Source organism: Ruminococcus callidus ATCC 27760 (assembly GCF_000468015.1).
Classification (GTDB): Bacteria; Bacillota; Clostridia; order Oscillospirales; family Ruminococcaceae; genus Ruminococcus_C; species Ruminococcus_C callidus.
In genome coordinates, this window is the sequence record NZ_KI260442.1 from 2,100 (window position 1) to 3,199 (window position 1,100).

Below are 1,100 nucleotides of genomic sequence, written 5' to 3' on the forward strand. Positions count from 1 at the left end.
AGCCGTCAGGCGGGCTTTGTGCGGTATTGCCTTAGGACAACCTCATAAAAATCCGACAGGCGGATTTTTGATAAGATTGCCGCATACAGCAAAAAATCCGTATCACAAACCATGATACGGACTTCTTGGTGAGATATGAGGGATTTGAACCCTCGACCCTACGCTTAAAAGGCGTATGCTCTGCCAACTGAGCTAATATCTCATGATGCTGCAAGCAACGTATATTATTATAGCACATCATTCCGGTTCTGTCAAGTGCTTTTTTGCTTTTTCTCGCAATTTTAATATAAGAAAAAATTATGGAATGATAAGTTTCCGAAATAGGGAGAAAAAAGTCATTTTATAGATTGACAGATTTCGGAAAATGTTGTATAATAGCACTTGTAGATCGGAATACATTCCTCCGGTCTGAAAGCGACCTGTTTTCCATAGAAAATGCACTTTAGATCTCTGTAGCACTGCGGAATTACTGTTTTTTCAGCGGTAAAACCGACAGGTCTGCCCGCAGAGATCCGGCAGAAACTGTGTATTTCTTTTCAAAAACAGGCAAAGGAATCTGTTTACTTCTGGTAAAAGCAAACAGGCAGAAAGGAAGATCGTGTAAAATGAAAGACTCTGGCATTATGCGTCGTGTAGACAGCCTCGGACGTTTTGTCCTGCCGAAAGAACTGCGTCGGCAGCTGCAGATCGAGTGCAACGACTACCTGCAGATCTACACCGAAGGTGAAAAAATCATTATCCAGAAGGCACAGTGCAGCTGTGCTCTTTGCGGACGCACAGATGACTTGATCGACTTCAACGACAAGAAAGTCTGCAAGTCCTGCGTTGGCCTTATCAAGGACTATCTTTAAAAACAAACTGTCCGGCAGCAGCTTTCTTTACCGGACAGAAGAAAACGCCGGCATTGTCCGGCGTTTTTTTGCTTTGAGGCAGAGCCTTTTGCGTGAGAGCAGATCGTCTGCTGTACTGGCAGACTCTCTTTTCTTACGCATTTTTTGCTGGTTTGTCAAGTCCGTTTTTGCTTGACAATTGCGAATAACCTATACTTATTCTTGCAAAAAAACGAAAACTATGGTTTGACATTTTTCGCGTAGTGTGAT

1 protein-coding gene and 1 tRNA gene are annotated in these 1,100 nt (G+C 42.9%); one reads left to right on the forward strand and one right to left on the reverse strand.

Annotated features, from left to right (window positions below; genetic code table 11):
• Positions 1-126: 126 nt before the first annotated feature.
• Positions 127-202: transfer RNA gene (locus RUMCAL_RS10200), tRNA-Lys, on the reverse strand.
• Positions 203-605: 403 nt separating this feature from the next.
• On the opposite strand from RUMCAL_RS10200, the gene RUMCAL_RS10205 reads away from it, so the two are divergent.
• Positions 606-851, forward strand: coding sequence for an AbrB/MazE/SpoVT family DNA-binding domain-containing protein (locus tag RUMCAL_RS10205; protein ID WP_021682769.1), 246 nt, complete (start codon positions 606-608; stop codon positions 849-851).
• Positions 852-1,100: the final 249 nt, after the last annotated feature.

Excerpts from the sequence above, each read along its gene's own strand:
- RUMCAL_RS10205 (WP_021682769.1), top strand. The coding sequence starts at position 606 with ATGAAAGACTCTGGCATTATGCGTCGTGTAGACAGCCTCGGACGTTTT.